This is a genomic window from Spirosoma pollinicola, assembly GCF_002831565.1.
GTDB lineage: Bacteria > Bacteroidota > Bacteroidia > Cytophagales > Spirosomataceae > Spirosoma > Spirosoma pollinicola.
Genome location: NZ_CP025096.1, coordinates 7,269,068 through 7,290,421, shown reverse-complemented (window position 1 = coordinate 7,290,421; position 21,354 = coordinate 7,269,068). Strand labels below are relative to the sequence as shown.

Sequence of the window (21,354 nt, the reverse complement as noted above, 5' to 3'; positions counted from 1 at the left end):
TTTTCGGGCTACGTGTTTTTAGTTTGCGTCATGCCTAAATCTGCCCAACATTTTTTTTAATCCCTCAGGTGAGTGCATCCATTCGGTGTTATGCAATGTTAGCTTTCCTATGTGGGCAAACCGTGCAAACATCTGCTTTTCATAATGAGCTACGGCTGATGTTAAATCAGTGAATTTTTCATTGGTTAGACTTTCGCTTAATTCAAGCGCATCAAGCATTGCCATGTTTACGCCTTCGCCGGCAAAGGGCGGCATCCAGTGAGCAGCATCGCCTAGGAGTGTTATGTTTGGTTTGGCTTTCCAATATTGATCCAGAGGCATACAGTATTGTGGTCTTGGGATAAATAGGGTGTTTTCTGCTTCGACTAATTCATGCCAGATACTATCCCAATTGGCAAATTCTTTTTTGAACCATTTAGCAACTTGTTTGCCGTTATTAAAATCAATACCACTGTCTGCAACCCAGTTGGCATCGGCTTTCCAACTTAAACCAAATTCCAGATTGCCATTAACTTTGTCGCTGACAACCGTTATTGTTTTTGAATCGCCCAGAGCCATGATTTTTCCCTCTTTAAAAAAATCATGGATTTTTTGCGCGTTCGTTTCGGGCTTATCAATACCACCTTGTAAAATGGTTACGCCTGAATAAAACGGCCTGATAGGTGTAACAAATTGGCGAATTTTGGAATTTGCTCCGTCTGCTCCAATGACAATGTCGGCACTAACTGTATTGCCGTTTTGAAAAAGTAGCTGGAACATATTGTCAATGGGTTCAAGAGAAACGATATGACTGTTCCAAACAACGGTGTTGGGTTGTAGAGAATCCAGTAAGATAGTTCTTAGTGACCCACGGGCTATTTCGGGCCTGAACCATTCATCGCCAAAATCTCCGGCAGTTTCTCCATTATGTTGGTCAAAGAAAACTTTTGTATGCTCATCAACAACCCGTGTTCGATCATTATCGGGTATATAATTTTTTTTGAAGGCATCCGTCAAACGGGCGTATTCAAGTGCCTTCAATCCCGATTCGGCATGGAGGTCAAGTCTCGTACCCTGAACCCTCACCGCTCTATTTAAATCTCGTTCATACACATTTACGGTTGCTCCTTTGAGTTGTAAAAGTCGGGCAAGCGTTAGTCCGCCAGGACCTCCGCCAATGATCGCTATCTTTTTGTTTTGTAGTAAATTCATTTGACATTGTTCTTTAGTACAATGCAAAATTAGGCTGCCATATAGACGTAAAATAGCTGTATTTGGCGTTATTTTAGTCTTAAAAGCTCATTTATGGAGATATTGATAGACGATGGCGTTAGTTTATTTAAACGCTTTGCAGACCGGCTGAATACGGCTGTTGATGCTACTGGTAAAGTCATTATTCCGGCTCAATTTGGCAAAGGCTACTTACAACGGTTTAAGTTTAGCCCAGGCCTCAGAATGATGATTAGAGATTACGAATTAAAAGAAGACTTGTTAATAAAAAGAACCACCGCACAGGTGGAGACGGAGAAAGTAATTGTCATTTTTCACAATCTTTCCGTATCGGAATCGGAAAATTATAACTCGGGGATTAAGACAAACTTATTGCAGTCTGTTCAGATCTTTTCAGGCAATATAGATGCGGAAATGTTCTTTCCGAGTATGATTTTAATTAAATCAATTGTAATTGGTATTGACATTGATTACCTGAAAGAATTGCTGAAAGTAGATTATGGAAATAATATTATTGGCACAATTACCAGCCATCACCAGTCTTTTTTATTTGAAGAGCAACTACCTGCGGGCATACAGAAAGTGGCCCATGAAATGTTGACAAGCCATATCCCCGACAAACTCACTAATTTTTATTACAAGGTAAAAGCTGAAGAACTACTATGTTTATTAATTGCCGAATTGTTAAAACGAGAAAACACTACCGTGTCAGCATTGAATAGTAATGATGTGCAAACAATTTATAAAATACGAGATACTATACTGACACAATTGGATACGCCACCCAATCTTGATGCATTAGCCACTGTAGCAAATTTTAGTAAGTCGAAACTCAAACGTCTTTTCAAACAAATATTTGGCATCAGTCTTTTTCACTACTACCAATCGTTCCGTATGCAGGAGGCCGCCAATTTGCTTCGAGCGCATAAACTGTCGGTATCGGAAGTGGGTTTCCGATTAGGTTTCAGTAATATGAGTCACTTTACGCGGCTTTTTGAAGAACATATAGGGGTGAAGCCAAAACGGTGGAGTATGGAGAGTTAACTAAAATAACACCCTATTCCCGTGAAGCCCTCAGGACTGGCAGGCCAATACCCGACGCATCGAAGCCCTCGTCGACGGCAATCATTTGCCCGGTAACGAAGGCGGCTTTTTCGGAGCACAGGAAGTAGATGGTTTCCGCAATTTCCCGCTCTGTTGCCGAGCGGCCTATCGGAATACCGTCATAATACGCCTGAATGATCTCCGGTGAGTGAACGGCTGCCGCCAACTGGGTTTTACGGGGCCGGGAGAAACGCAGTTGGCCCGCACACCATAGTCGCCAAGTTCGATGGCTAATTGTTTTATCAGTTAAAAGACTGCCGGAATTCCAACGGCGAACGGTTGACTTTTGCTTTGAACAATTTGCTGAACGATTGTAGATGTTCAAAGCCCAGCGCATAAGCAATTTCGCTTACCGATAAATCCGTCGTCGATAGCAGTTCTTTTGCCTTGTCAATCAACTTATTGTGGATGTGTTGCTGGGTGCTTTGCCCCGTCAATGCTTTAAGTAATCCACTTAAATAACTGGGCGATACGTTAAGCGTTTCGGCAACGTAATGAACAGTGGGTAACCCGTTGTTCAGTAGATCATCGCTGTTAAAATAGCCTGTAAGTAACGTCTCCAGCTTGTCCAGAATTTTATGATTACTGATTTGCCGGGTAATAAACTGACGTTGGTAAAACCGGTCGGCATAGGTCAGCAATAACTCAAGCTGGGCGATAATGACAGGTTGGCTGAACTTATCAATATTGGTGTTGTATTCCTGCTCCATATACTGCACAATACCGGTAATCATGCCCTCTTCCCTGTCCGATAAATACAAGGCTTCATTGACTGAATACCCAAAAAACTCGTACTTCTTGATGGTTTTTGCCAGCGCCGTATTCCACAAAAAATCAGGATGAACCAATATCATCCACCCCGACGGTCGGTGGAGTGCATCTGAATTAAGCTCAATCGTTATCACCTGTCCCGGCGCCATGCAGAAAAACACACCTTCATCAAAATCATGGGACTGCTGCCCGTATTTCATCCGGAGATGAAAATTCTTTTTCAGTGAGATCGAATAAAAATCAAAGATCAAACTGACCGGTTCATCCGTAACCGGACGCTGAAACGATTCCAGATTGATCACACTGATTAACGGGTGTTCCGGGTTGGGAAGCCCCAGCATCCGATGGTAGTCGGTGATCGTTTTAATACGGTTAGGTTGCCCACTGGTCATAGCTCTGGATACTGCTTTTAGTTGAAATAACTTCCTTGTGCCATGTCGGCAAGAAGCGTAATCTGGGCGGGATGCCAGCTCAAAATTGACTGTGTTTGCTGGCTCGATGCCGGGCAGTCCAAACCTGCGAAACCCGCAAACCAGCCGAAATGTCCAGCCGCTTCCTCCAGCGATACGGATACTACCGGTATGTTTAGCTGTTTGCCGATAACCTCTGCAATCGCTTTGAAATTCACCGCTTCTTCGGCAACTGCATGAAACCGGGCTCCAATAGTCGCCTGTTCAGCTACCAGCCTGTACAAATGGGCCGCATCAAACCGGTGCACGGCATTCCAGCGGTTCAGTCCTTCGCCAATGTAGGCCGAAACACCCTTTTCACGGGCAATGTTAATAAGCATGGGTACAAAGCCATAATCGCCGTTGCCATGTACGGATGGCGAAAGACGGACCGTCGAAACGCGTACTCCCCGCTCAGCCACTGCATCCGCTGCCTGTTCAGAACGCCTGGGGTGTGCGTCGGCACCAGTAACGGGCATCATGGCCTCGGTCGCGAGTGTGCCGGGACGAACTAGCGCGGTACCGGACGTAACGATAAAGGGCCGATCTGAACCAGTGAGAGCTTCGCCAATGGCTTCAATGGCTACCCTGTCTATTTCGCATACTTCGTTAAAGCGGGCAAAGTCGTGGATAAATCCGGTGTGAATAACCGCATCTGCTGCTTTGGCCCCAGATCGCAAGCTGTCCAGATTCTCCAGATCACCCCGATGAACCGCTGCGCCTGCGGCTATAAGCGCACTGGCGGCTGATTCTGAGCGGGCAAGGCCCAAAACCTGGTGACCAGCACCAATTAATTCCTGTACAATGGCAGAGCCTATGAAGCCTGTGGCTCCGGTAAGAAAAACGTTCATTAGCTGACGTATATATTAAGTAAAACTGAAATTTTTGGATGTAGTTCAAGCGGCCTTACTGGCCAATGGCAACCGCAAATTCGTTGGCAAAATCGGCCATCTTTACGTTTCCCATCACCTTTGGCCGGTGGCGGTAATAGTCTTCGTTTACCAGACCGTTGTGCATAAAGGCGTTCATGTCAACAACACCCTGCGCAAAAGCGAGTAATCCATTGCCGATATCGGTATGCGTACCAATACTGCTAAAATGCACTACATTCTTTACACCCGATGCCTGGATGGCCTTACAGTAATTGCCAACCTGCCTGCGGGTAGTTCCCATCATATCGAGATCAGGATCGAAATAATTGAAAGGCGGCAGCATGCAATAGACGGCATCGGCACTAGTAAAGGTATTCGTCAAAAACGCGACGTCTTCAATAGTCCCAATGGCAGCGGTGGCTCCGAATGCGTGAATTGCTGCCTTTTTCTCTGGCTTGCTGCTTATTACGGTTACGGTATGGCCCTGTTTGACCAACTCATCTGTCAGTGGCTTGCTGATGTTTCCTAACGAACCGGTTATAATGATTTTCATATCGCTGTTTCTGTTTTTGTGGGACAAAGGTCCGTATCAATACAGAAACAGATTTAGCCGAATCGACTGTTGTATTAGCCGAAAATGGATAACTGATGTTTACAAGCAGCCTTCTATGGAAGCGGTTTTCTAAACATCAAATTGCACGATCAGTAGTCCTAGCTGACCGATAGCATTGAAATACTGAAAAGGACTAATTGCCCATTATTTGGCTGTACGTTCGTACTTTAGCAAGTTGCTTGCCCAGGGTATAACATATTGAAAATTAGGCGCATCGGTATGGCCGCCATTGTGCTGTCGCCAGGCGAGTTCTCCGTCCGTCAGACCTGTCAATACCGGGGGCATCTTCTCGGATGTATAGTCATTACTCACCCCCAGGTCCCGAACGCCAAGCAGTTTGAACACGGGTCCGGCGGCAATTGTAGCCTTGTAGCTACCGGTTTGGTCGAGCCATTTGGCGTCGCCTTTTTCGGCTATTCCATAACTGACGAAGGTGGGCCGTGGGGCACACAGGGCCAGCAACTCATGCGAGTCTACAGACAGGTCGCAACCGGTTTTCCGGCCAAATGTGGACTCTTCGGTGGCATATTTCAGGTAGTTACCCGCCATCCAGTGATACCCGCCACTGTTGGCAAGGCTTTCTACGGCCTCACCAAATATCCGGCGTTGCAACGTCGTGCCGCCCTTTCCCGATGAGCCAATCAGAACCATTGCAAAACGCTGGTCGAAAGCCATGGTTACCAAAGCGGCTTTTCCATAGCGGGAAACCCCTTCGATACCCACCTGTCTGGCGTTTACCTGCGGTTCGGTTTCCAGGTAATCCAATGCCCGCGAAGCGCCCCATGCCCAGGCTCGCAACGCCCCCCAGTCGTCGGGCTTCCGGGGCTGGCCTTTGTTCACCAAGCCGATGATACCTCGGGTAAGTCCCGCTCCGTTGTCGGCCTGTATGCTGTTTGGTTCAATGGTACAGTAACCCCAGCCAGCTGCCAGCAACTGTTCGGTTGGTGGTGAGTCGCCTGTAATGGGTGGCGCAAAGAAACCCGGACCGGATAGCCGGGTAATGGGCGCATAGGCCGGGTAGCGGTCAAAAATAACCTTCATCTCCGGGTTCTGCTTAATCATCAATTCCTTGAACGTGGTATTGATCTTTTCCAGATCGGCGGGTGAGGGCTGGGCAGGAGCGGGCAGGGCCGGGAAGCCGAGCATCATCATGACCGGAACTGGGCCTTTTACGTTTTGGGGTAGCACCAGTACCATATTGACGTTCACGCTGACCAAAGGATATTCACTGTTATCGACCCGGCCAATTAACTGTTTCGCCACCACGGGTATACGGCCAACAAATTCGTTGTCGGTCACCTTGGTGATCCAGGTTATTTTGGGTACGCTCTTCGGAACCCGGCCATACATTTCCCGTTCAAAATCCTCAATGAGTTCGGGCCGACGTTGCTTCCACCACTGATCGGGAGTAGTAACTTTTTTGCCGTTCCGGGTAGTGAGTACGTCGGGGAGTTGCGGGCAGGGATCGGCCAGGGCTTCATCGTAATTGGCATGGTTGGGTTCTGATTCATTGGGACTTGGGCCGGGACGTAGCTTTTTGATGCCCAACTGTTGCATCATATTGGCCTGATCCTGAACGGCCGTAAACGTTTTAAGCGCAGGGTATTTACTGCTGTCAATGGCCGCTTGTTGGGCTAGCCCTGCATACGAAAAGCATATAAACAGCACAAAGATCAGGTATTTCTGCATCGGGTTTGGGATTGGGGAAGCCACTGAAAATAAGCATATAGTTGGAAAGAAATACTCTTTGCTTTCTGAGTCTAGCATACCCCGCGTTGAAAGGCACGGCCAAAAAAAATTAAAAATTATTCTGGCCGTTGAAACCATTTCAAAAAAAGGTTAGTTATAGACCCATAGTAAAACATACAGACTTGTCTGTTTTTGAAAAGAGTAGTCATGGAATCGAGGCATAAAATACAACTGGAAAATTCGGCTGTTCGCCAGCGGATACTGGATACGGCGGCACGGCTCTTCCACCAGCAGGGCTATAATTCAACTGGTATCAACCAGCTTATCGACGAAGCGGGGGTGGCAAAAGCCAGTCTTTATCAGCACTTCCGTACGAAGGAAGCTATTTTGAAAGCCTATCTTGAACAAGCCAGCCAATCGTGGTTTGCCAATGTCAATGCGATTTTGGGACAACCTATTTCAACTAAAGAAAAAGTACTCGCTCTATTCGATATGATGCATGACTTTTCGTTGAGCGTGGACTTTCGGGGGTGTAATTTTCAGAACGCAGTGGTTGAGGTTGGCATTCAGGACACGGCTACACGCCAGGTGATTGTTGAGCATAAATCGCGGATGGGGCGGGTATTTGCCGAATTGCTCCCCGATGCCGGCCTGGCCGATGAAGTTACTCTCTTGTTTGAAGGTGCCCTGATTACCAGCCAACTTTACCACAGTCTAGAACCAATTGAGCAGGCAAAAAAAGTAGTTAGTCGAATTATCTAATTTTTTTTAATAATGTATACAGACCTGTCTGTTCATTTGATCGTCTTTCTGTTAAAACCTTTACCAGTACAGTCATTGAAGCAGAGCGTCATGCTTCAACACCGATCAGCGAATTAAGAATTGCAGATCAAAAAACCTGAAATTTTTTAACCCGGTCATAGTCTCTTTATCAAGTATCAATTCAGTTTAAACCAAGTAAAATCATGTCACAATTCACCGTTCCAACCCGCGATCAAGTGTCGCCCGCATCGCAAGCCGCTTTTGATAGCCTGCAAAAAAATATTGGCTTCGTGCCAAACTTGTATGCGACTATCGCGTATTCAGATAATGGACTACCCAGGTACTTAGCCTTCCAGGGGGCTAAAACGTCGCTCTCCAACAAAGAAAAAGAAGCCGTTAACCTGGTGGTTAGCGAAGTGAATGGTTGCCGCTACTGCCAGAGTGCACATACGGTAATTGGTAGAATGAATGGGTTTTCGGACGATGAACTATTGAATTTGCGCGCGGGTCACAGCCACAATCCCAAACTCAATGCACTGGTTTCACTGGCTAAAGATGCTACCGAAAATAAAGGCCACGTTTCACCAGCTATCATCGATGCTTTCTATGCCGCCGGTTATTCGAAGGGAAATCTGGTGGATGTAATTTTACAGGTAAGCGACAAAATCGCCATGAACTACCTGCACAACCTGACGCAAATACCGATTGACTTCCCAATTGCCCCTGCCCTGGAAAGCGAAGCTGTATAAATGTTTCAACCCGCCATTGGTCGTGCGTAACGGAACCCCGTGACCAATAGTTAGTAACAACCAATCAATCAAATAAAACCATGAACCCGACCAACGATTTTGACGATGATGTTCCCTTCGTACGCGAAGAATGTGGCGATACGATGTGGGACAATGATGTACTGAATGGCCTGACAGAATCGGTGGAACAACGCCCGCCTTTGCCACCCTTTACGCTTGAAACAGCCCTCCAGAAAGTGCAAATGGCCGAGGATGCCTGGAACAGCAAAGACCCCGAGCGGGTAAGCCGGGCGTATACCGTAAACACCGAATGGCGCAATCGCACAGAGTTCATCAACGGCCGCGACGAAGTTAAAGCGTTTCTAACGCGTAAATGGGCTAAAGAAAATGGCTATCGGCTGAAGAAAGAGCTCTGGGGGTTTCGGGAAAATCGGATGGCTGTTCGATTTGAGTACGAATGGCACGACGAAAGCGGGCAATGGTATCGTAGCTACGGTAACGAACTGTGGGAATTCGACACAAACGGGCTGATGGCTAAACGCTTTGCCAGCATCAATGATGCACCAATCAACGAAAGTGACCGGCGTGTTTTTTAATCGAACAATCTGTCCGTCTGCTTAGTAGGCAGACGGACTTTCTCCTTGACTTAAGATGGCTAGTAATTATGCTTCTTTAGCGTTCACTGAACCAATTAAAGCGTTACAGGAACGCTACGGAAGCCGCTCCACATACAGCCGCGTTGAAAAACAAACCCGCTTCAATGGCCTGACCAACGCCGAAACCGGGTTTGTTGCCGACCGCGACAGCTTTTACATGGCCAGCATTGGCGAAAACGGATTCCCGTATATTCAGCATCGGGGTGGTCCCAAAGGATTTCTGCACGTGATAGACCCACTCACCCTGAGCTTTGTGGATTTCAGTGGCAACAAACAATACATTTCTGTCGGTAATATCCAGACGCATCCGCAGGTCTCACTGATACTGATGGACTATGCCCGGCAGGCCCGGCTGAAACTCTATGCCACCGCCGAAACCGTTGAGTTGGCCGACCGGCCGGAACTGTTTGAGCAGTTGGACCCGGTGGGCTACAAACACCGACCCGAACGGATGCTGCTACTACACCTGGAAGCCTTCGACTGGAATTGTCCGCAGCACATCAGTCCACGGTATACCGCCGAGGAAATCAATCAGGCTCTGGCTCCTCAACGGGAGTATATTGCTCAACTCGAAGCTGAACTCGCTCAATTACGGGCACAATTAATTCTGCAAATTCTGGTTTTGCCTACAACAACAGTTGATTTGCCTACAGTCGATTATGCGTAGCTGCGGACCTTTGTTATAACAAAAAAACGCAGCAATGAACATTATTATAACGGGTTCTCTGGGTCATATCGGTAAACCACTGACACAGGAATTGGTCGAAAAAGGACATACAGTCACGGTCATCAGCAGTAATCCGGATAAACAATCAGCCATTGAAGATTTGGGAGCCACAGCCGCCATTGGTTCGCTGGAAGATGTTGATTTCCTGACGAAAACATTTGTGAGTGCCGATGCTCTGTTCGCAATGGTGCCACCCAACTATGCCACAGCCGATATGCGTGCTTACTACGGCAGGATCGGCAGCAATTATGTTCAGGCCATTGGACAGTCGGGTTTGAAGCGGGTAGTCAACCTGAGCAGTTACGGGGCCGATCTGGCCGAAGGCACCGGCGTCATTCTCGGTGCACATGATGTAGAGAATCTGCTGAACGCGTTGCCCGACGTAGTGATTACGCACCTGCGGCCTACTTACTTTTACTATAACCTATACGCTTTTGTCGACATGATACGCGGTCTGGGCTTTATAGGCGCAAACTACGGTGGCGACGATCGCTTATTGATGGTTGCTCCGGTCGATATTGCCGTAGTGGCCGCCGAAGAATTGCAACAGAACGTTAGCCAGCCTGTCCGGTATATTACCAGCGACGAGCGAACGGCCAGTGAGGTCGCGCAGGTTTTGGGAAATGCCATTGGCATGCCAGCGTTAAACTGGGTAGTCTTTACGGATGAGCAGGCGCGGAGTGGCATGGAACAAAGCGGAATGCCAGCACACATTGCCGCCGACATGGCTGATCTGGGAGCCAGTATTCACAGCGGTGCTATGCGGCAGGATTATGACCTGCATCCCCCAACGACCGTAGGCAACGTAAAGCTGGAAGATTTCGCCAGGGAATTTGGGGCTGTGTATAACGCCTGATCGTTTTAAACGCCCTCTCAACCCAAACAACCATGATTCTAGTGACCGGCGCAACAGGCCAACTCGGCTCTGCCACCTTTGTCTTTCTGTTAAAAAAACTGCCTGCTTCCCAACTTGCCGCCCTCGTTCGTGATGAACGCAAAGCCGCCGACCTGGCCGAAAAAGGCGTAACAATCCGGGTTGGGAGTTATGACGATAAGGCTTCACTCGATCGGGCCATGCAGGGGATCGACAAAGTTCTATTGATTGCCGGGACTGATGAGGACAAGCGCGTTCAGCAACACATGAATGTTGTTGATGCTGCCAAAAAAGCGCACGTTCAATTGGTTGCCTACACCAGTCGCGCATTAAAAGATAGACACACGCTGGCGAACCGGTTGATGGAGGGGCATTTTTTGACCGAGGATTACCTGATAGCGAGTGGCCTGAACTACGCCTTGTTTCGCAACATCCTGTATATGGATGCCATACCACAGTTTGTTGGGCCTAACGTATTTGAAACGGGGATTCACTTACCGGCAGGCCTGGGGAAAGTAGCGTTCGCACTAAGAAACGATATGGCCGAGGCAATGGCTACGGTACTGGCGGGAGCAGATGTCGATTCTACTATTTATACACTCACCGGCAGTAAGGGGTATTCGTTTGCCGATGTAGCCCTTGCCCTGGCCGAGTTATCGGGGAAGGTCGTAACCTACTCGCCCGTTGAAAAACCGGCTTTTGAGTCGCAAATGAAAGCGCGGGGCTTGCCCGACCCGATGGTGCAGCGGGTTGTCGGTTTTATGACCGATATCGCAAATGGGCAGGAAGATTACGTGTGTCTCGACCTCGAAACGCTACTCGGGCGAAAGCCTGCTTCGCTCAAAGACGGTCTGAAAATGCTGTATAAGTTATAGGAAGTCCGGAGATGACATCGTTTTTGCTAATTTATCGGTACATAACAAAAACAACGTGACTGGTAATGCCTTTTGTCTAAGGACATTACCCGCCGTTAATCAAATTAATTCAGGGTTTGATAATAAATACCTAATTCAGTTGCTCAACCATATACAGTTATTGAGGTATGAAAAATCTGCAGCCTGCCCGGCTTAAAACGATATCGGATTATCATCAACTTGTGGGCCTTCCAAAACCGGAGCATCCATTGGTGAGTGTGGTCAACTTTGCCGACATCAAACGAATGTCAGCCGACAAACCGAAGAGCCTAATACATGACTTTTATTCCATCGCATTGAAGCGAAATTTCAATGGTAAGATAAAATACGGTCAGCAGGAGTATGATTTTGATGAAGGAATACTGCTCTTCATTTCGCCAGGTCAGGTTTTCTCCATCGAGGCTGAAGCCGAGTTGCAGCATACGGGCTGGCTGTTGCTTGTTCATCCCGATTTTTTATGGAATACACCACTGGCCAAAACTATTAAGCAATACGATTTTTTTAGTTATGCAGTCCACGAAGCCCTGCATCTTTCCGATAAGGAAGAAGCTGTGATTAAGGGAATTATGCAGAATATTCAGCAGGAATATTGCTCCAACATTGACGAGTTCAGCCAGCCCGTAATCATTGCCCAACTCGACTTATTACTAACGTATGCCGAGCGATTTTATCGCCGTCAGTTCATTACGCGGCAACTAGCAAATCATAAACTCCTCGATCGGCTCGAGGCTGTTCTTGCCGACTATTTTAGTGCCGATGCGCTGGCAGAAAGGAGACTGCCCACGGTTCAGTCCATTGCCGACGCCCTGAATGTATCGCCTAATTATTTGAGCGCTATGCTGAAAGTGTTAACGGGACATACTACACAGCATCACATACACGATAAAGTAATTTCAATTGCGAAGGAAAAACTATCCACAACCGATTTAACCGTGAGTGAAATCGCCTATGCATTAGGGTTCGAGCATTCACAGTCGTTCAATAACCTGTTCAAGAGCAAGACGAATCGTTCGCCCCTGGAGTTTCGCAATTCGTTTAATTGAGTTCTGCTGTTGAACCGGCTATTTACCCATCCACTCTTTAAAACTGGTGACCCGTTCAACGCTGACAAATACTTCCTGACGGGGCTGAGGAGTCAATTCCACTTTTAGTTTACTGCCCGAGTAGGCATAAACAGACTTTATCGCCGACTCGCTAACCAGAAACGAGCGATTGACACGGAAAAAACGGTCGGGATCAACCAGTTGCCCTAATCGATCCAAACTATAGTCTATCGGCACCGGTATGCCTATATGGGGTGATAAAAAGGTAGCTTTCGCTTCAAAAAAGAAATAAGCAATCTCGTCGGTTCGAATGCTCCGCAGTTTAGGCCCAATACTCATTAGAAACCGGTCGCGGTAGGTAGGGGAGCTTAATTTTTTTATCAGTTGATTCAGGACCGTTGTATCCAGTCCGGTCGGTGAGGGAGCCTGCCGAACCAACTTAAACTTGTCGATAGCGGTAGCCAGTTCATCAAATTGAATGGGTTTTAGGAGATAGTCGATACTGTTCGCCTTGAACGCCTGTAAAGCGTACTGATCAAATGCCGTTGTGAAAATGATGGGAATGGTTAAGCTCAGTTCGTTGATAAGGCTGAATCCCAGGTCATCTTCCAGGTGAATGTCGAGAAAAATCAGGTCAGGCTGAAGGGCTTGCGGGGCTTTGAACCACTCAATCGACTTACTCACCGACGATAGTTTGGCGAGTACATGTATCCGGGGATCATACTCATGCAGGAGTAGTTCCAGGCCCTGTGCCGATAAGGGTTCGTCTTCAATGATAACTACATTCATTCGAGTAGGGGGATTTTTACCATAAACACATCCGCCTTATCTTCGATCAAGATAGGGCGATCTGTCAGTAATTGGTAGCGTTTGATAATATTTTTCAAACCCAGTCCCGTGGAGGCTTCAGAGTTGCGCCGAAGGCGTATCAAATTACGGATACGTAAGCAATCCTGCTCAATATCAATAGTGACGAGTAGGGGAGCCTCGCTCGACATTTGGTTGTGTTTTACGGCGTTCTCAATTAATAACTGAAGTGTCAATGGCGCAATGCTGTAGCGGTTCGCTTGTTCCTGCGGAATAGTTGTCGTGACCTGAAACTTATCGCCAAAGCGAATGTGCAGCAAAAAAGTATAAGCTTTCATAAAGTCTAATTCCTGCTGAAGCTTAACACAATGGGCCTCATGCTGCTCTAAAACATAGCGGTACGATTTTGCCAACTGGCCTACAAATTGAACGGAGAGTTTAGGATTAACTGCAATGAGTGAGGAGAGAATACTGAAGCTGTTGAACAAGAAATGAGGGTTAACCTGATTTTTCAAAGCAACAAATTGAGCCTGCGCGGCTTCCTGCTTCAGTTGTTCCGCCTTGAAACGGATATCTTCCAACTGCTTGTATCCCCTTCGGTTAGCGGCCAGGTAAAAGGCAGCTAACATGGCCATGATGGTCAGTCCATTGTCAAATTTCTGGTGCTGACCTCCGTCCGTAAATCGATTGGATCGGCGAAGGTCAACCGGCGAATGTACCGCTGTTGACTCTCGTATGGGCGTCAATTGGGCCATTTCCATCCATAAGCGATAGAAACCCATATTAAATAAAACGGCTAATCCACCAGCCAGAAGCAAAGTAGCCAGTTGAGCGGGCAAATCGAATTCAATGAGAAAGCCTTTATGGAACAGCCGGAAAATGCGCTGCTGAAACCAGTCGATTACGGTGAGCCACAAACCGAAAAAAAGAATTGTCACCACAATTTCCATGATCCAGAAGGGCCATACCTTTCCAATCAAAGCCAGCGAAAATTGGTTGACGGCAACATACAGTCGGATGGGCCAGTAAATGGCAAAAACGGTTGTTGCCAGTTGCCACCGTTGCCGATTCGTCAGGTTGTCGCCTGCGGTTTTTGCCATTTATGATAAAGCGTTTAAGCAGGGCTTACTTATAAAAATTAGATTCACCCGCTAATGACTAAAAATGGATCCGCACGGGCGGCCCCGACGGATGATACAGATTAAACAGATTTTCACGGATCAAACCGCTACTTGTAGATTTTATCTGTGAAAATCTGTTTAATCTGTATCATCCGTCGGGGCCGCCCGTGCGGATCCATTTTTTTTTTATAAGAAAGCCCTGAGCGTTTAAGTAAATGAACAATGAAAAATTGATAATGGATATCGAATAGTAAATTGCTGATAGCCAGTTTTTTTAAATTTTACATTATCAATTTTACATCGTCCATTTACATACAAGCCAACCGGCCGGAATTAACTATTCCGGTCGGTTGGCTTATTAATATGTACTTAGTGGGTTGCGAAAGGGCATCCCTTACTTGAACAGCATTGGGGTGTATTCATTGAGGTATTGCCGCCAGTTAACCCAGGTGTGGCCGCCGGAGCTTTCTTTATACTGGTATTTGATATTGTGTTTGTCGAGGAGAGCCAGCGTTTTCTTGTTGGATTCCATCACAAAATCGTCCTTGCCGATACCCACCCAGAATAATTTTTTGCCTTTATTAAACGACGGGTCATTTAGTGCTTTGGCATACTTTGTATCGGCTTCATCGGCCGCAGCGCCAAAAAAGCCCGAACTAAATACACCAACGTAGTTGAATAATTCGGGGTGCGTCAGGGTAACGTCTAGGGTTTGAAAACCGCCCATCGACAGACCAGCAATGGCCCGGTTTTCTGAGTTTGGCAGGGTGCGGTATGTTTTCTCGACGGTCGGCATGATATCTTTTAATAGTTCGACGGTGAACATGTCTCGCAGTCGGTTCATCGTTTCTGAATTGGGCATACCGGTTTGAGGTGGCAATGGCATGCTGCCATTGGGCATGACCACGATCATGGGTTTTGTTTTACCGGCAGCAAGCAGATTATCCAGAATGAAACCTGACCGTCCGATGGTGTTCCAACCGGAGTCGTCATCCCCTCCGCCGTGCAGCAAATAAAAGACCGGGTATTTGGTGGCACCTTTTTCGTAACCCGGTGGGGTATACACGTGCATCCGGCGCATCATATTCAGGCTGCCAGACGAGTACCAGACTTCCCGAACTTCGCCATGCGGCACCGCCTTATTATCTTCAAAGGCCGTTTCGGGACCCGGCACCACCATCATGTTTTCCAGACTACTGATGCCCTGTTTGACAACCGGGTTTTTAGGGTCCATGGTCCGCACACCATCAACGGTCAACGTGTACGAATAATAATCGGGTGTCAACGGGCGCGTCAGCACCGACCACACCCCCTGATCGCTCTTCGTCAGACTGAGGGGTTTATTGTCCGAAAGGAAATCGCCCCCTACGGTTACCTCGCTTGCTTTGGGCGCGTAAATCTGAATCAGTACGCGCTTGTCATTCAGCACGTTTACGGATTTCAGCGTGTCGTTGGGCGTGGGTGTCCGCTGGGGCATTTGCGCCATAACACTGGCTGAAAGGAGCGTGGCGCATAGGCCCAGCAAAAAGTTGCGGGTTGGGATTGGTGGTTTCATAAGAATAGGAAAAAGGGTTTAGGAAGACTCATTACCTAGTTCGCCGGTTCGGTTCTAACGGCTTGAAAAGCAGGGGATGTTCTGGAGTTTACTTGAACTTGCTGGCATCCAGTTTGAAAAAGCGTACGGCATTATTGAATAAAATGTCGCGCTTTTGATCGAATGACAAATAATCCGCATTCTCGATCACGCTGAGGGAGGTTTCAAACAACTTGGGCCAAACCATAAAATCGGTGCCATACATGATCCGTTTGCCAAAGCCTGCCTGTACCAGCCGTTGGAGATAAGCGTTGATTTCGGCCTGGGGATAGCTCCAGATAAAACCAGCCAGATCGACGTATACGTAGGCATTCGCGCCCATCAGGGCAATCATTTCGTCGATCATGGGATATCCAGCATGCATGACCCAAATTTTTATTTTGGGATGCCGCGCCAGCATGTCTTCAAGCAAAAATGGCCGACCCAGTGAGGCCCGGTATTTGGCCTGGGTAATGTTGGCCATACCGTTGCCGCCCGTACCCATGTGAATACCGACGGGAACATTTAGTTTTTCTGCCACGGCAAAATAGGCATCGAGGGACGAATCGCTTGGCGAAAGACCCTGATATTGCGGGGCGACTTCGCCCATTACCTGATAAAAACCGGACGACAGCGAATCTTTAAAGGCTTCTACGCTCATTTCTTTGGGCGAGCTAACGCCAATACCGGCAATAACCCGGTCGGGAGCCGCTTTTTTCCAGCGCCGTAAAATTCCGGGATCACCATACGCAATTATGGTCATATTGAGCCGCTTCATGGTTGCCAGCACGGCGGCTTCCATTTCGGCATCGGATTTGGCCGGTTGCAAGGGGTCAACACATTCGGTGTTGAGGAAGGCCCGCATCTGTTGATTGGGGTCGCCACCCGGCATATCTCTCAAAAACCAGGGGCACATCTCAATAGAAAAACTGGGGTTCACTTTCATCGCGTGTACGTGCACATCTATGATAGGAAGTGGTCGTTTGGGGGGCGTCGTTTGTGCGATTGACTGGGCGGCCACCAGCAAAAAAAGAAGGAACGATAGTCTTGTTTTCATTGGAATAATGGATAAGAACGTACGAATTACAGGCGTTGCGTCGCCACAACTAATAAACGTTGGTAGGTATACCGTCCGGTAAGTTCTTAATCGGTTGGCGGTTACGTAAAAAAAAGATGACTAAGGCCAGATTTACGCGGTTGAAATACCTGTTTTAGGGGTTAAATCTAATTTTTAACTCCTAAAATGAAAAAAAAGTAAGGTAGTTAGGGCTGGGAGTGAGTAGAGTAAAACCAATTATTGGCAATCAAGACCATTTCGCATGACTTCAAACAAGCCCCGTACTGATCATACACTAAATTTTACTGATTCAATGCTTGATTATTTGGGCGTTATTTCCCTGTAAATACAACGAGTCGTTATATTTACAGGGAAATAACGCTCTTCTATGAAATACATCTTCCTCTTGTTAATCCTGGTGAGTTCAACGGTAAAGGCGGGTATTGTGCCCGACAGTACGATTACACCCAACGATTCACTCCGCAAGATTCAACTCAGTGAAGTGGTCATATCTGCTTCCAGAGTGGCAGAAAGTATCTTAAAATCGCCCGTAAGTATTGAGGTGATCGATGCCCGGCGAATCCGGCTCTCAGCCCAGCCGTCGTATTTTGACGCAATCGAAAACATAAAAGGAGTTCAGTTACTCACGTCAAGTTTGGGTTTTAAAGTTTATAACACCCGCGGGTTTGCCGCCACCACCAACGTCCGCTTTGTCCAACTCGTTGATGGGCGCGATAATCAGGCACCACATATTGGCGCACCTATTGCCAACGCCCTGGCTCCCTCTGACCTCGACATTCAGCAGGTTGAAGTGGTGCCGGGAGTTGCTTCGGCGCTTTATGGCATGAATGCGCTGAACGGCCTGGTCAATATTTTAACGCGTAACCCCTTCGATTCGCAGGGATTGAGTGTCGGCCAAAAAACAGGCATTAACCATGTTGGCGATGCGGCTGTATCGGCCAAAGCGTATTCCGAAACCAGTATTCGTTACGCCCACCGACTTGGTAACCGCTTTGCGTTTAAGGTGAACCTGGTGTATCAGCGAGGGTATGACTGGATAGCTGGTAATCGCGATGACCTTAACCCGAATGGAAATGCGTCGCTCGGTTTGTTCGGAGCTGACAATCCGGCTTATGACCCCGTAAATGGCTATGGCAACGAAGCCGCTAACCGTCGAACCCTGACACTGGGTGGCAAACGGTATAGCATTGGCCGAACGGGTTACTACGAAGCAGAGGCCACCGATTATGGCCTGAAAAACCTGCGGGGAGATATCTCGCTGCTCTACCGCTTCTCGCCAACGGTCGAACTTGCCTATACATACCAAGGGGCTACGTTGAATAATGTGTACCAACGCACCAACCGCTTTCGGCTTGAGAATTACCGGCTCGACCAGCACAGCCTCACCTTAACCACGCCTTCGGTACAGATTCGGGCATACCGAAGCCATGAAAACACGGGCGATTCCTATAACATCCGGTCTATGGCTGAAAATATCGACAAGTCATTTAAAACCGATAATCAGTGGTTTTCAGAGTTTAGCAACCAGTTTAACGCCGACACGAAGGCTGGTTTGGGTGTGCCGGATGCCTTGCGCGATGCCCGCTCCATTGCCGACAAAGGTCGACCGGTTCCGGGAACGCCTGCGTTTAATGACCTGATTGCGAAACTGCGCGATATTAATAACTGGGACATTGGCGCGGCCCTGCGGGTGCAGTCCTGGATGTACCATGCCGAAGGGCAATTCGAACCAACGCGGGTGCTCTGGCAGCGGTTTCGCCAGCAGACTGGTCTCAACATCCAGGCTGGGTTCGATTTCCGGCGGTATGTGGTTTTTCCGGACGGCAATTATTTCATCAACCCCACCGAGCAGGGTAAAAACCTTGTTTACGGCAAAACAGGGGGTTTCGTTCAACTAAGTCGCACGTTTTTTGATGACAAACTCAAAGTCGCCGGATCATTGCGACTCGACAAAAGTTACTACTTCGACGCACGCCTGAATCCCCGGCTGTCGATGGTTTACTCGCCTGCCGAAGCGCATAACATTCGTCTTTCGTACCAGAATGGGTATCGGTTTCCCTCGCTGTTTGAGGGCTTCACCAATATCAACTCGGGCGGTGTAAAACGGGTTGGCGGCTTACCGATCATGTCGCACGGGATTTATGAAAACGCCTATCTGGTCACCTCAATCAATGCCTTTCAGGCAGCCATCACCACCGATGTCAACACAAACAAACTCACGACCGATCAGGCTATCCAGAAAAACAAAGGGTTGCTAAAAAAGAGTCCCTATACTTACCTGAAACCCGAACAGGTGAACAGTTATGAGCTGGGTTACAAAGGGTTGCTTTTCGGAAGTCGCCTTTATGTGGATGCCGATGTTTACTACGCGTCTTATAAAAACTTCATTGCTCAGGTGAATGCGAACATCGCAAAAGGCACTAATCCGGATTCGCTGGCCTACTATTTTTCGTCAGCCACAACCCAGGATCGGTACCGTCTCTGGACGAATTCGCAAACGCGAGTCTACAATTACGGAGCTGGTCTGGGCCTTCGATATAGCCTGACCCAGAACTGGTCGGTGGGGGGGAATGCCTCGTTTGCCAAACTCGACCGCGCCGATTATGGCGATGGACTGGAAAGCTCCTTTAACACGCCCCGCTGGATTACGAACCTGACTGTCTCGAATGGCAATCTGTGGAATGGTCTTGGTTTCTCGGTGAACTACAAGCATCAGGATGCCTTTTTGTGGCAGTCGGAATTGGCTTCAGGTACTGTTTCGGCCATCAACACGCTGGATGCACAGGTAAGTTATCGGATTTCGAAGTTGAGTCTTTTAGTAAAAGCTGGCGGTACGAATCTGGCGAATAAACCCTACTATACCTTCATCGGTGGACCAGCCGTTGGCGGGTTTTATTACACGAATTTAATCTGGGAACCCAGGTTTTAGGTTAGTTGTATAGATTGTCTTTGACCGTCTCCTAAACTCCTGATAGCTGTGTGCAGTCTTCTGGAATTTAGGAGACGGTCTTGTCTTATACACCCACTCGTCTTGCAAATTGCCTTACCTGACCGGCAGATTCCGTCACTCAGTCCGATTTAGTTTCGGAAGTGAGCGGGATGGAGCAATTTTGGCTTTGTTAAAACGACTTGCAAAACTGGCATCGGTCCGGTTTGCCGACGTTTCGTTTCAAGCCCGTAGCTTTACCGATAATGGACTCGCCTTCTGCCAACTACCTTACCATTCGCCAGAAAGTTCGACTAGCACTCAGTGTGCTGGCCATCTACTGGCCTATTCGTGTGTATGTGAACATAAGCCCTTTGAGCTGGGTTGTTGTAGGCCACAATTTGCCTTTTCTTGCCGTAGAACTGGTTTTGACTTTTGTTCTGTTGCTGGGTTGGGTTTTTCTGATGGATGAACTTCAGGGGCGGCTGATGCGCCGGTTCGGGCAGACAGACACGGGCGAACTACAGCTACCAACGCAGTTGCTTACGGTAGTTGTAGCGGTCGGTTTGGCCTTGTTATTCAATGGCCTGTTTGGCCAGTTGCATCAACGTTCGGAGCGGAGAATTGAGCATGAATTTCCCCGATTGGGGCACGCTTCCGATGACCCGTTCGATGCCCGACCGAACGATATGGGGCAACGGCGACGTATGAATAATGGGCTGACGGTTATGGCGTTGCTGGCCGCTTTCTATTTAACGGCGAATCGGCGCTCGACCCGGCGAATCCAGCAATTGCAGCTCCAGGCTGAGCGACTGGAGAAAGAAGCCGTACAGGCCCAGTTCGACGCCCTGAAAAACCAGGTGAATCCTCATTTTCTGTTCAACAGCCTTAGTATTCTTTCGTCTCTGGTGGATACCGACACCAAACTGGCGGGGCAGTTTATCAATCGACTGTCCAAAGCATACCGCTACATTCTGGAACAAAGAGATAATGAACAGGTAAGCCTGCGCACCGAACTCGACTTCATTGCGGCTTACACCTTTCTGCTCACCCTGCGTTTCGAAGACAAGCTTTTTGTGAGTATAGAGGTATCTCAAGAGGCTCGCGACCGCTATTCCATTGCCCCGCTGACGTTACAGCTACTGCTCGAAAACGCCGTAAAGCACAATCGCCTGTCGGAAGAAGAGCCGCTTCAGGTGCGAATTTCACTGGATGGCGATTACCTGCGGGTAACTAACCCCATTCATCCCCGTCCCGATCTGGAACCCTCAACACGCATTGGATTGCAGAATATTACCAATCGCTATCGCCTGCTAACGCCCCAGCCCGTTTGGGTTGGTGAAGAAAATGGGACTTTTGTCGTTAAACTACCCTTATTAAGCGAAAGAGCGAAAGAGTGAGAGAGCGAAAGTACCGA

The 21,354-nt window shown here is 48.0% G+C and carries 19 protein-coding genes and 1 pseudogene; 10 read left to right on the top strand and 10 right to left on the bottom strand.

Features of this window, described 5'->3' with window-relative positions:
* Positions 1-18 precede the first annotated feature (18 nt).
* A complete protein-coding gene (locus tag CWM47_RS30665) occupies positions 19-1,191 on the bottom strand; it encodes an FAD-dependent oxidoreductase (RefSeq protein WP_100992379.1) in 1,173 nt (390 codons plus the stop codon).
* Positions 1,192-1,284: 93 nt separating this feature from the next.
* Here CWM47_RS30665 and CWM47_RS30660 point away from each other — a divergent pair, with 93 nt between their 5' ends.
* Entirely contained in the window at positions 1,285-2,253 is a 969-nt protein-coding gene (locus tag CWM47_RS30660) for a helix-turn-helix domain-containing protein (RefSeq protein WP_100992378.1), read from the top strand.
* A gap of 13 nt (positions 2,254-2,266) precedes the next feature.
* On the opposite strand, the pseudogene CWM47_RS30655 reads toward CWM47_RS30660, so the two are convergent.
* The 5 genes and pseudogenes from CWM47_RS30655 to CWM47_RS30635 all read right to left on the bottom strand — a co-directional run bounded on the left by CWM47_RS30655 (position 2,267) and on the right by CWM47_RS30635 (position 6,707).
* A pseudogene (locus CWM47_RS30655) lies at positions 2,267-2,520 on the bottom strand (SDR family oxidoreductase).
* A gap of 35 nt (positions 2,521-2,555) precedes the next feature.
* Positions 2,556-3,476 (bottom strand): helix-turn-helix domain-containing protein, encoded by a 921-nt coding sequence (locus CWM47_RS30650; RefSeq protein WP_100992377.1) that lies wholly within the window; start codon positions 3,474-3,476, stop codon positions 2,556-2,558.
* 17 nt (positions 3,477-3,493) lie between these two features.
* Entirely contained in the window at positions 3,494-4,384 is an 891-nt protein-coding gene (locus CWM47_RS30645; RefSeq protein WP_100992376.1) for an SDR family oxidoreductase, read from the bottom strand.
* A 55-nt stretch (positions 4,385-4,439) separates the two neighbouring features.
* Positions 4,440-4,958 carry an SDR family oxidoreductase gene (locus tag CWM47_RS30640; protein ID WP_100992375.1) on the bottom strand — a complete coding sequence of 173 codons (519 nt, stop codon included), beginning with the start codon at positions 4,956-4,958 and terminating at the stop codon, positions 4,440-4,442.
* A 204-nt stretch (positions 4,959-5,162) separates the two neighbouring features.
* Complete coding sequence (locus CWM47_RS30635) at positions 5,163-6,707, bottom strand: glucuronyl esterase domain-containing protein (RefSeq protein ID WP_100992374.1); 1,545 nt, start codon at positions 6,705-6,707, stop codon at positions 5,163-5,165.
* A gap of 207 nt (positions 6,708-6,914) precedes the next feature.
* Here CWM47_RS30635 and CWM47_RS30630 point away from each other — a divergent pair, with 207 nt between their 5' ends.
* The 7 genes from CWM47_RS30630 to CWM47_RS30600 all read left to right on the top strand — a co-directional run bounded on the left by CWM47_RS30630 (position 6,915) and on the right by CWM47_RS30600 (position 12,432).
* Positions 6,915-7,469 carry a TetR/AcrR family transcriptional regulator gene (locus tag CWM47_RS30630; RefSeq protein WP_100992373.1) on the top strand — a complete coding sequence of 185 codons (555 nt, stop codon included), beginning with the start codon at positions 6,915-6,917 and terminating at the stop codon, positions 7,467-7,469.
* A 203-nt stretch (positions 7,470-7,672) separates the two neighbouring features.
* A complete protein-coding gene (locus tag CWM47_RS30625) occupies positions 7,673-8,218 on the top strand; it encodes a carboxymuconolactone decarboxylase family protein (protein WP_100992372.1) in 546 nt (181 codons plus the stop codon).
* Between the two features lie 143 nt (positions 8,219-8,361).
* Positions 8,362-8,814, top strand: coding sequence for a nuclear transport factor 2 family protein (locus CWM47_RS30620; RefSeq protein ID WP_100994131.1), 453 nt, complete (start codon positions 8,362-8,364; stop codon positions 8,812-8,814).
* Between the two features lie 55 nt (positions 8,815-8,869).
* Positions 8,870-9,541: a pyridoxamine 5'-phosphate oxidase family protein gene (locus tag CWM47_RS30615; RefSeq protein ID WP_100992371.1), complete on the top strand. Its 672-nt coding sequence runs from the start codon at positions 8,870-8,872 to the stop codon at positions 9,539-9,541.
* Positions 9,542-9,575: 34 nt separating this feature from the next.
* Positions 9,576-10,457 carry an NAD(P)H-binding protein gene (locus CWM47_RS30610; protein ID WP_100992370.1) on the top strand — a complete coding sequence of 294 codons (882 nt, stop codon included), beginning with the start codon at positions 9,576-9,578 and terminating at the stop codon, positions 10,455-10,457.
* Positions 10,458-10,489: 32 nt separating this feature from the next.
* A complete protein-coding gene (locus CWM47_RS30605; RefSeq protein WP_100992369.1) occupies positions 10,490-11,350 on the top strand; it encodes an SDR family oxidoreductase in 861 nt (286 codons plus the stop codon).
* 167 nt (positions 11,351-11,517) lie between these two features.
* Positions 11,518-12,432, top strand: coding sequence for a helix-turn-helix domain-containing protein (locus CWM47_RS30600; RefSeq protein ID WP_100992368.1), 915 nt, complete (start codon positions 11,518-11,520; stop codon positions 12,430-12,432).
* 18 nt (positions 12,433-12,450) lie between these two features.
* Here the strand turns inward: CWM47_RS30600 and CWM47_RS30595 are convergent, their stop codons facing one another.
* The 4 genes from CWM47_RS30595 to CWM47_RS30580 form a co-directional block, all read right to left on the bottom strand.
* Positions 12,451-13,221: a LytR/AlgR family response regulator transcription factor gene (locus CWM47_RS30595; RefSeq protein WP_100992367.1), complete on the bottom strand. Its 771-nt coding sequence runs from the start codon at positions 13,219-13,221 to the stop codon at positions 12,451-12,453.
* Positions 13,218-14,339: a sensor histidine kinase gene (locus CWM47_RS30590; RefSeq protein WP_100992366.1), complete on the bottom strand. Its 1,122-nt coding sequence runs from the start codon at positions 14,337-14,339 to the stop codon at positions 13,218-13,220. Before CWM47_RS30590 ends, CWM47_RS30595 begins: the two co-directional genes overlap by 4 nt.
* A 415-nt stretch (positions 14,340-14,754) precedes the next feature.
* Positions 14,755-15,915 carry an esterase gene (locus CWM47_RS30585; protein WP_100992365.1) on the bottom strand — a complete coding sequence of 387 codons (1,161 nt, stop codon included), beginning with the start codon at positions 15,913-15,915 and terminating at the stop codon, positions 14,755-14,757.
* Between the two features lie 88 nt (positions 15,916-16,003).
* Entirely contained in the window at positions 16,004-16,990 is a 987-nt protein-coding gene (locus CWM47_RS30580; RefSeq protein WP_100992364.1) for an amidohydrolase family protein, read from the bottom strand.
* 388 nt (positions 16,991-17,378) lie between these two features.
* On the opposite strand from CWM47_RS30580, the gene CWM47_RS30575 reads away from it, so the two are divergent.
* A complete protein-coding gene (locus CWM47_RS30575; protein WP_100992363.1) occupies positions 17,379-19,940 on the top strand; it encodes a TonB-dependent receptor in 2,562 nt (853 codons plus the stop codon).
* Between the two features lie 263 nt (positions 19,941-20,203).
* Positions 20,204-21,337: a sensor histidine kinase gene (locus tag CWM47_RS30570; RefSeq protein ID WP_100992362.1), complete on the top strand. Its 1,134-nt coding sequence runs from the start codon at positions 20,204-20,206 to the stop codon at positions 21,335-21,337.
* Positions 21,338-21,354: the final 17 nt, after the last annotated feature.

What these genes read in the sequence shown, in the direction of transcription:
- CWM47_RS30665 (WP_100992379.1), bottom strand. Translation starts at nt 1,191, where the DNA reads ATGAATTTACTACAAAACAAAAAGATAGCGATCATTGGCGGAGGTCCT.
- CWM47_RS30660 (WP_100992378.1), top strand. Translation starts at nt 1,285, where the DNA reads ATGGAGATATTGATAGACGATGGCGTTAGTTTATTTAAACGCTTTGCA.
- CWM47_RS30650 (WP_100992377.1), bottom strand. Translation starts at nt 3,476, where the DNA reads ATGACCAGTGGGCAACCTAACCGTATTAAAACGATCACCGACTACCAT.
- CWM47_RS30645 (WP_100992376.1), bottom strand. Translation starts at nt 4,384, where the DNA reads ATGAACGTTTTTCTTACCGGAGCCACAGGCTTCATAGGCTCTGCCATT.
- CWM47_RS30640 (WP_100992375.1), bottom strand. Translation starts at nt 4,958, where the DNA reads ATGAAAATCATTATAACCGGTTCGTTAGGAAACATCAGCAAGCCACTG.
- CWM47_RS30635 (WP_100992374.1), bottom strand. Translation starts at nt 6,707, where the DNA reads ATGCAGAAATACCTGATCTTTGTGCTGTTTATATGCTTTTCGTATGCA.
- CWM47_RS30630 (WP_100992373.1), top strand. Translation starts at nt 6,915, where the DNA reads ATGGAATCGAGGCATAAAATACAACTGGAAAATTCGGCTGTTCGCCAG.
- CWM47_RS30625 (WP_100992372.1), top strand. Translation starts at nt 7,673, where the DNA reads ATGTCACAATTCACCGTTCCAACCCGCGATCAAGTGTCGCCCGCATCG.
- CWM47_RS30620 (WP_100994131.1), top strand. Translation starts at nt 8,362, where the DNA reads ATGTGGGACAATGATGTACTGAATGGCCTGACAGAATCGGTGGAACAA.
- CWM47_RS30615 (WP_100992371.1), top strand. Translation starts at nt 8,870, where the DNA reads ATGGCTAGTAATTATGCTTCTTTAGCGTTCACTGAACCAATTAAAGCG.
- CWM47_RS30610 (WP_100992370.1), top strand. Translation starts at nt 9,576, where the DNA reads ATGAACATTATTATAACGGGTTCTCTGGGTCATATCGGTAAACCACTG.
- CWM47_RS30605 (WP_100992369.1), top strand. Translation starts at nt 10,490, where the DNA reads ATGATTCTAGTGACCGGCGCAACAGGCCAACTCGGCTCTGCCACCTTT.
- CWM47_RS30600 (WP_100992368.1), top strand. Translation starts at nt 11,518, where the DNA reads ATGAAAAATCTGCAGCCTGCCCGGCTTAAAACGATATCGGATTATCAT.
- CWM47_RS30595 (WP_100992367.1), bottom strand. Translation starts at nt 13,221, where the DNA reads ATGAATGTAGTTATCATTGAAGACGAACCCTTATCGGCACAGGGCCTG.
- CWM47_RS30590 (WP_100992366.1), bottom strand. Translation starts at nt 14,339, where the DNA reads ATGGCAAAAACCGCAGGCGACAACCTGACGAATCGGCAACGGTGGCAA.
- CWM47_RS30585 (WP_100992365.1), bottom strand. Translation starts at nt 15,915, where the DNA reads ATGAAACCACCAATCCCAACCCGCAACTTTTTGCTGGGCCTATGCGCC.
- CWM47_RS30580 (WP_100992364.1), bottom strand. Translation starts at nt 16,990, where the DNA reads ATGAAAACAAGACTATCGTTCCTTCTTTTTTTGCTGGTGGCCGCCCAG.
- CWM47_RS30575 (WP_100992363.1), top strand. Translation starts at nt 17,379, where the DNA reads ATGAAATACATCTTCCTCTTGTTAATCCTGGTGAGTTCAACGGTAAAG.
- CWM47_RS30570 (WP_100992362.1), top strand. Translation starts at nt 20,204, where the DNA reads ATGGACTCGCCTTCTGCCAACTACCTTACCATTCGCCAGAAAGTTCGA.